A 7,140-nucleotide genomic window follows, 5' to 3' on the forward strand; every position below is an offset into this window, starting at 1 on the left:
ATGTAGCGCAGCGACGACAGGTCGTACGACTCGAGTTTCGGATGCCCCGCGATGGCCAGAGCGATCGGCGCGACGACATTCTCCACCGTGAGCCGGTCGGTCTCGATGTGGTGCAGCATCCGGTCCACGTCGAACCGGCGCTGCAGCCGCACCCAGGCCCCGGTCTCCAGCGCGGTCACGATGTTGAGCAGTCCCAGGATGTGTGAGGGCGGCGTGAGCACCTGTATCCGGTCCGAGGACGTCAGTCCCAGCGCTGTGCGCCAGTGCCCGACTGCGGCAGCGAACGAGGCATGGGTGTGCCGGACCGCCTTCGGTAATCCCGTTGTCCCCGAGCTGAACACGAGCACTGCGTCAGAGTCCGGGTCGGGTGCCGGGTAGGAGCCGCGGGCAGGCGTGACGGGTTCGTTCAGGTCGAGCACGGGCGTGAGTTCGGCCAGCACCGGGGAGTCACCGACGGCGCACGCCGGCCTCGTGAGCGCCAGGGCCGTCTCGACCTCCTCGCGCTTCCACGCCGGGCTGATCAACACGACGGCGGCCCCGAGCCGCCATACGGCCCGCACCGCCACGACGAACTCCGGACGGTTCGACGACATCAGCGCGACCCGGTCCCCCGCCCGGACCCCGCGATCCGCCAACATCGCGGCCATCCCGTCTGCCAGCGCATCGAGTTGGCCGAGGCTGTACTCGCTCTCGTCACACACGAGAACGGTCCGCTCGGCCATCCCTCGTTTCTCCCCGCGGGCCATAGCGCTCACCCCGTCTCGCATGCTTGAATTGACCATTGAGAAGATCCTATCGCATCTGAGAGAATAGTATTCTCCACCCACTAGAATCTTCATACCAGGAGGAGACGGTCCATGGCGAGACCCCCTTTGTTTCAACGCGCGACCGTTACCCGGATCGTGAAGGAGAGCGCCGACGCGCGCACCTTCGTGCTCGCTCCGCACGGCGGACCACTCTCCTACCGGGCCGGGCAGTTCTGCACCTTCCGTGTCCACGTGGACGGCGAGGAACTGTTTCGCTCCTACTCGATGTCGAGTGCCCCGGAGACCGACGGCGAACTGATGACCACCGTCAAACGAGTCCCCGGCGGCAAGGTGTCGAACTGGCTGCTCGACAACGTCGTCGAAGGCGACGAGGTGGAGCTGACCAGGCCGGCGGGAACTTTCTGCCTGCGCCCCACCGAGGCACCGTTGCTCGGTTTCAGCGGCGGCAGCGGAATCACACCGATCCTGTCCCTGGCCAAGAGCACGCTGGCAGCCACCGATCGGCCCGTGCGGTTGCTGTGCGCGGATCGTGACGGCGACTCGGCCATCTTCGACGCCGTCCTGTCCGAACTCGTCGAGCGGTACCCGGGGCGACTGACCGTCGTGCGGCACTTCGACGACCAGCGAGGACTGCTCGACGCAGCGGCCGTGCAGGACTTCGTGGGCACCGACGGCGACGCGGACATCTACCTGTGCGGCCCGGAGCCGTTCATGGCGATGGTCGAGTCCGCCCTGCCGGGACCGGGCAAGGTGTTCAGCGAGCGATTCGGCACTGCCGCCCCACTCGGCGAGACGGCGGCCGAGCCCGCCGCTGCGAGCGATGCGCCCACTGCCGAACTCGAGGGCACCGTGACGATCGTGCTGGCACGCAAGAAGACGTCGGTGCCCCGCAAAGCGGGAGAGACCCTGCTCGAAAGCGCGCGGCGCGCCGGGCTCTCGCCACCGTTCTCCTGCGAGGCGGGTAACTGCGCCACCTGCATCGCCAAGATCGTCGAGGGCAGCGCGACCATGCGGGTCAACGATGCGCTGGACGAGGACGAGATCGCCGACGGCTACATCCTGACCTGCCAGGCCGTGCCCGACAGCGTGTCGATCAAGGTTCAGTACTGAGTGTGCCGAAACGCGGCAGTCGGGCACCTCACCTCCGCGGAGGTGGGGTGCCCGACCGTGAACGTTCGGAGCTGCCGATCTGCGATCAGGATCGAACGGGCAGGTCGCCGTGCTCGTCCAGACGAGGCGGTGGCCCGTAGTCCGGTTCGAAACCCGCGACCCGGATGGGACTTCCGACCAACCGGAAATCGCCGGCCGTCACGACCATCTCCGGTGTGGCCGCCAATGCGTCGGGCAGGGAGCGAACCGCGGCCGCCGGAACACCCAGCGGACGGAGCCGGAACTCCCACCCGCTCGCGGTGTCCGCGGCGAGCGCCGCGGTCACCACGGCGAGAACTTCTTCGCGCCGCTCGGCACGTTCCGCCATCGTCGGGAAGCCGTCGATGCCCGCCTCCGCAGCGAACTTCTTCCAGAAGCCGTCATGTGTGATGAACAGCGCCAGGTATCCTTCGGACGCCGGAAAAAGCTGGGCCGGAACATAATACGAGTGAGCACCGAACGGCATGCGGCGCGGCTCGGTACCTTCGTTGAGATACGCCGACGCGCGGTAGTTGAGCTGGGACAGCATGACGTCCCGCAGCGACACCTCCACCTGCCCACCACGTCCGGACACGATCTGCGCGAGCAGACCGAGTGCGGCGGTCAGCCCTGTGGAGTTGTCCGCCGCGGAGTACCCGGGCAGAGTGGGCGGCCCGGACGGGTCGCCGGTCAGAGCGGCGACACCCGTGACAGCCTGGATCACATAGTCGAAGGCCGGATCGTCGCCCGCGTCCAGACCGTACCCGGTGAGCGCAACACAGACGATCTTCTCGTTCCACTTGCGGAGGGCCTCGTAGGTCAGCCCGTACCGGTGAACCGCCGACGGCTTCAGATTGACCAGCAGAGCATGGGATTCGGCCGCGAGCTCACCGAGGCGGCGCTGTCCCTCGTCCGTTGTCAGGTCGAGACAGATGCTGCGCTTTCCACGGTTGAGGCTGGCGAAGTAGGAGTCGCTCACCTGCCGCGAAAGGTCGCCGGTCGGCGGTTCGATCTTGGTGACCTCGGCGCCGAGGTCGGCGAGCACCATCGTGGCGTACGGGCCTGCCAGGATGTGACCGACCTCGAGGATCCGGATACCCGCGAGAGGCCCCGGCGTCACTTCAATTCCTTCACGAGCTCGGCGACCACATCCCGGGTGCGGTACTTCGAGGCCACCAGTTCGTCGCGCGTGTCGCCGATCGGCAGCAGACGCATCGACAGGTCGGTGACGCCGGCATCGGCGTAACGGCGGAACCCGGCGAGGATGGCGTCTTCGTCGCCCACGACTGCCATGTCACCGATCGTCCGGGAGTCGCCGTGTTCGAGCAGCCGCTGGTAGTTGGGCGAGATCTCGGCTTCCGCGAGAATGCGATCGGCGCGCTCGCGCGCGGTATCGACCTCCGACGGCGTGCACAGGCACACCGGAATACCCGCGACGATGCGCGGATCCGGGCGGCCCGCATCGGCAGCAGCCTTCGTGATGCGCGGGACGACGTGCTCGGCGATCGCGCGTTCGTCGGCCATCCACAGGATGGTGCCGTCGGTGCGCCCACCAGCCAGCTCGAGCATGACCGGACCGAGCGCTGCAATCAGGATCGGCATCGGACCCACCGGCGCGAGGTCGAGCGGGTTGTGCACCGTGAACGTGTCGTTCTCGACATCGATCGGGCCGGGACCGTGCTGCGCGGCATTCAGGATGTCCAGGTAGTCGCGGGTGAACTTGGCCGGCTTTTCATAGGTGAGCCCGAGCATGTCCTCCACGATCCAGTGGTGCGACGGTCCGACCCCGAGGGCCAGGCGTCCCCCGGTGGCGGCATGCGTCGACAGTGCCTGTCGCGCCAGCGCGATCGGGTGCTGCGCCTGCAATGGCACCACCGCGGTTCCGATCTCGATCCGCGTCGTTCTCGTGCCCATCAGCGCCACGGCTGTCAACGCGTCGAAGTCCGTGGGGATCTGCGGAACCCAGACCGTGTCCAGTCCCGCTGCCTCCGCCCACTCCACGTCCTTCAACATCCGGTCGACCTTCCGGGCGGTGTCTCCCTGCTCCGGCCCGATCATCACTCCGATCCGCACGATTCCTCCAAGTTCCGAGATGAGTTTCCACGCGCGACCCGGCGGTCGACGCGGCTGTGGTGCTTTCCGAGCTGTTGTCCGCGAAAGGTCAGGACGGTGTCGGGGTGCCGGTGAGCGCACGCACTCCGGTCACCAACTCCTCCAGAGGTGTGCTGGTGGGAAAGACCGCTGCCGCACCCGCGGCCAGCAGGCGAGGAACGTCCTCCTGCGGAATCGTGCCGCCGACCACCACGGCGATGTCGCCGGCGTCCGCCGCGCGCAGCGCCTCGACCGTCCGGGTGGTCAGCGCCACGTGGGCTCCGGAGAGGATGCTGAGACCGACGACTGCGACGTCCTCCTGGAGGGCGATCGCCACGATGTCCTCGACCCGCTTGCGGATGCCGGTGTAGATGACCTCGAATCCGGCGTCCCGCAGCGCGCGAGCCACGATCTTGGCGCCGCGATCGTGGCCGTCCAGGCCGGGCTTGGCGACGAGCACGCGGGCGCTCATCAGAACACCACCGGCTGCTGGAATTCGCCCCAGACGGCTTTGAGTGCGGCGACCATCTCACCGACGGTGCAGTAGGCGTTGGCGCAGTCGATCAAGGGATGCATGAGGTTATCGGTTCCTTCCGCGGCGCGGGACAGAGCGGTGAGGCAGGCGCTGACCGCCTCGGGATCACGTTCGGCCTTGACCTGTGCCAGCCGCTTCAGCTGCAGCGCACGCCCCTCGGCATTCAGCTCGTAGGTGGAGATTTCGGGGGCGGGCTCCTCGGAGACGAACCGGTTCACTCCGACCACCGGGCGTACACCCGATTCGACGTCCTTGTGGAGTTGATACGCCTCGTCGGCGATGAGGCCCTGCAGGTACCCGTCCTCGATGGCGCGAACCATGCCGCCGTGCTGCTCGAGGTCCGCCATGATCTCGATGAGGCGGGCCTCGGTAGCGTCAGTCAGCGCCTCGACGAAATAGGAGCCTCCGAGCGGATCCGCGACTCGTGTCACTCCGGTCTCGAGGGCGAGGATCTGCTGGGTGCGCAGAGCGAGAGTCGCGGACTCCTCGCTGGGCAGGGCGAACGGCTCGTCCCACGCGGCGGTGAACATCGACTGCACCCCACCGAGTACCGACGCCATCGACTCGTAGGCCACCCGCACGAGGTTGTTCTGCGCCTGGGGGGCGTAGAGCGAGGCGCCACCGGCGACACAGCCGAAGCGGAACATCGACGCCTTGTCCGTCGTCGCACCGTAGCGCTCCCGGACTATCGTGGCCCAGCGCCTTCGTCCCGCACGGTATTTGGCGATCTCCTCGAAGAAATCACCGTGTGTGTAGAAGAAGAACGAGATCTGTGGAGCGAACTCGTCGATCGTCATCCGGCCTCGCTCCACCACGGTGTCGCAGTAGGTGACTCCGTCGGCGAGCGTGAAGGCCATCTCCTGCACCGCGGTGGCGCCGGCATCGCGGAAGTGCGCACCGGCGACAGAAATCGCGTTGAATCGCGGAACCTCGGCCGCGCAGAACTCGATCGTGTCGGCGATCAGCCGCAGCGACGGCTCCGGCGGCCAGATCCACGTGCCGCGGGAGGCGTACTCCTTCAGGATGTCGTTCTGGATCGTCCCGGTGAGCTTCGCCCGGGGCACGCCCGCACGCTCGGCCGCGGCCACATAGAACGCCAGCAGGATCGCCGCCGTCCCGTTGATCGTGAAACTGGTGCTGATCTTGTCGAGTGGGATGTCGGCGAAGAGCACTTCGGCATCGGCGAGGGTGTCGACCGCGACCCCGACCCGGCCGACTTCCTCGGTGACCTCGGGATCATCGGAGTCGTAACCGCACTGGGTGGGAAGGTCGAGCGCGACCGACAATCCGGTGCCGCCCTGGGCCAGCAGATACTGGTAGCGCTGGTTGGATTCCTCCGCGGTACCGAATCCCGAGTACTGGCGGAACGTCCACAGCCGGCCCCGATAGCCGGAGGCAAAGTTGCCGCGGGTGAAGGGGTACGTACCCGGAGCAGGCGGCTCAGCGCCGCGGTCGGCCGGCCCATAGACCGGCTCCAGCGGGATGCCCGAAGAGGTTTCAGCGAAGTCGTTCACGACGGATACACTACTTGCAGAAAATGAGAATGCCAATATCATCGCCGAGAACGTAATGATCGGCCTTACTGGAACAAGGGAGAACGATGCAGAGCCTGCAGAACGCACTCAGCGACCGCACCATGGTCATATCCGGCGGCAGCCGCGGTATCGGACTGGCGATCGCCCTCGCCGCGGCCAAGCAGGGCGCGAACGTGGTTCTTCTGGCCAAGACCGCCGAACCCCACCCTCGACTTCAGGGGACGGTCCACACCGCGGTCGCCGACATCGAAGCCGTCGGAGGCAAGGCGGTCGCCGTGGTCGGCGATGTGCGTCGCGAAGAGGACGTGCAACGGGCCGCCGAGACCGCCGTCGAGCGATTCGGCGGAGTCAACATCTGCGTGAACAACGCCAGCGCCATCGCCCTCGAAGGCACCGAAAATCTCTCCGCCAAGAAGTATGACCTGATGCAGGAAATCAACTGCCGCGGAACGTTCCTGCTGACCAAGGCCTGCCTACCGCACCTGCGGACATCTTCCAACCCACACGTGCTCACGATCTCGCCGCCGATCAACATGAACCCGCACTGGCTCGGCGCCCATCCCTCGTACACCCTGTCGAAGTACGGGATGACCTTGCTGACACTGGGCTGGGCGGCCGAGTACGCCGGTGCCGGCATCGCGGCGAACTGCCTGTGGCCGCAGACCTACATCGCGACGTCCGCGGTGGCCAACATGGCTGACGGAGAGTCCCTGCTCTCGGCGTCACGCAGCCCCGAGATCATGGCCGACGCCGCTGTCGAGATCTTCTCCCGGCCGGCGAAGGAGACCAGCGGACACTGCTTCATCGACGCCGCCGTGCTCACCGGGGCCGGCGTCGACGACCTGTCCCGTTACGGCGGCGGAGCGCACCCCCAGCGGGATCTGTTCCTGGACTGACTTCGCAAGGAGTGCGGCCGGGCACCGTCTACGATCGGCCGATCGGTTGAGGTTGGAGCGCAGCCGGTGCCCCGTCCGGTTTCCGCTCACCTTCGAGACGTCGCAGGAACCGTTCGACCAGTGCGACAGTCTCGTCGTGACCACCGGAAACCCCCAGGGCCGCTTCCATCGTCAGTACCCGCGAGAGG

The 7,140-nt window shown here is 66.9% G+C and carries 7 protein-coding genes; 2 read left to right on the plus strand and 5 right to left on the minus strand.

All coding sequences use genetic code 11. The features are described 5' to 3' along the window. Positions 1–722 (minus strand): class I adenylate-forming enzyme family protein (locus WAW17_RS02545; RefSeq protein ID WP_422331456.1); only part of this gene is annotated, 722 nt, incomplete at its 3' end. A gap of 135 nt (positions 723–857) precedes the next feature. Here WAW17_RS02545 and WAW17_RS02550 point away from each other — a divergent pair. Beyond that, the gene (locus WAW17_RS02550) at positions 858–1,877 is read left to right on the plus strand and encodes a 2Fe-2S iron-sulfur cluster-binding protein (RefSeq protein WP_422331450.1); all 1,020 of its coding nucleotides are present in this window, start codon (positions 858–860) and stop codon (positions 1,875–1,877) included. Between the two features lie 85 nt (positions 1,878–1,962). Here the strand turns inward: WAW17_RS02550 and WAW17_RS02555 are convergent, their stop codons facing one another. The 4 genes from WAW17_RS02555 to WAW17_RS02570 all read right to left on the minus strand — a co-directional run bounded on the left by WAW17_RS02555 (position 1,963) and on the right by WAW17_RS02570 (position 6,035). Next, positions 1,963–3,015: a CaiB/BaiF CoA transferase family protein gene (locus WAW17_RS02555; RefSeq protein ID WP_422331451.1), complete on the minus strand. Its 1,053-nt coding sequence runs from the start codon at positions 3,013–3,015 to the stop codon at positions 1,963–1,965. Further along, positions 3,012–3,968, minus strand: coding sequence for an LLM class F420-dependent oxidoreductase (locus tag WAW17_RS02560; protein ID WP_422331452.1), 957 nt, complete (start codon positions 3,966–3,968; stop codon positions 3,012–3,014). Before WAW17_RS02560 ends, WAW17_RS02555 begins: the two co-directional genes overlap by 4 nt. Positions 3,969–4,056: 88 nt before the next feature. Then, a complete protein-coding gene (locus tag WAW17_RS02565) occupies positions 4,057–4,458 on the minus strand; it encodes a cobalamin B12-binding domain-containing protein (RefSeq protein WP_422331453.1) in 402 nt (133 codons plus the stop codon). Further along, positions 4,458–6,035 (minus strand): methylmalonyl-CoA mutase family protein, encoded by a 1,578-nt coding sequence (locus WAW17_RS02570; protein WP_422331454.1) that lies wholly within the window; start codon positions 6,033–6,035, stop codon positions 4,458–4,460. The genes WAW17_RS02565 and WAW17_RS02570 overlap by 1 nt, the downstream gene beginning before the upstream one ends. A gap of 86 nt (positions 6,036–6,121) precedes the next feature. Here WAW17_RS02570 and WAW17_RS02575 point away from each other — a divergent pair, with 86 nt between their 5' ends. After that, a complete protein-coding gene (locus WAW17_RS02575) occupies positions 6,122–6,952 on the plus strand; it encodes an SDR family oxidoreductase (RefSeq protein ID WP_422331455.1) in 831 nt (276 codons plus the stop codon). Positions 6,953–7,140: the final 188 nt, after the last annotated feature.

The sequence above is a fragment of the Rhodococcus sp. (in: high G+C Gram-positive bacteria) genome, assembly GCF_049286785.1.
Taxonomy (GTDB): Bacteria; Actinomycetota; Actinomycetes; order Mycobacteriales; family Mycobacteriaceae; genus Rhodococcus_F.

Coding starts and splice junctions, on each gene's coding strand:
- WAW17_RS02565 (WP_422331453.1), bottom strand. CDS start 4,458: ATGAGCGCCCGCGTGCTCGTCGCCAAGCCCGGCCTGGACGGCCACGAT.
- WAW17_RS02575 (WP_422331455.1), top strand. CDS start 6,122: ATGCAGAGCCTGCAGAACGCACTCAGCGACCGCACCATGGTCATATCC.
- WAW17_RS02550 (WP_422331450.1), top strand. CDS start 858: ATGGCGAGACCCCCTTTGTTTCAACGCGCGACCGTTACCCGGATCGTG.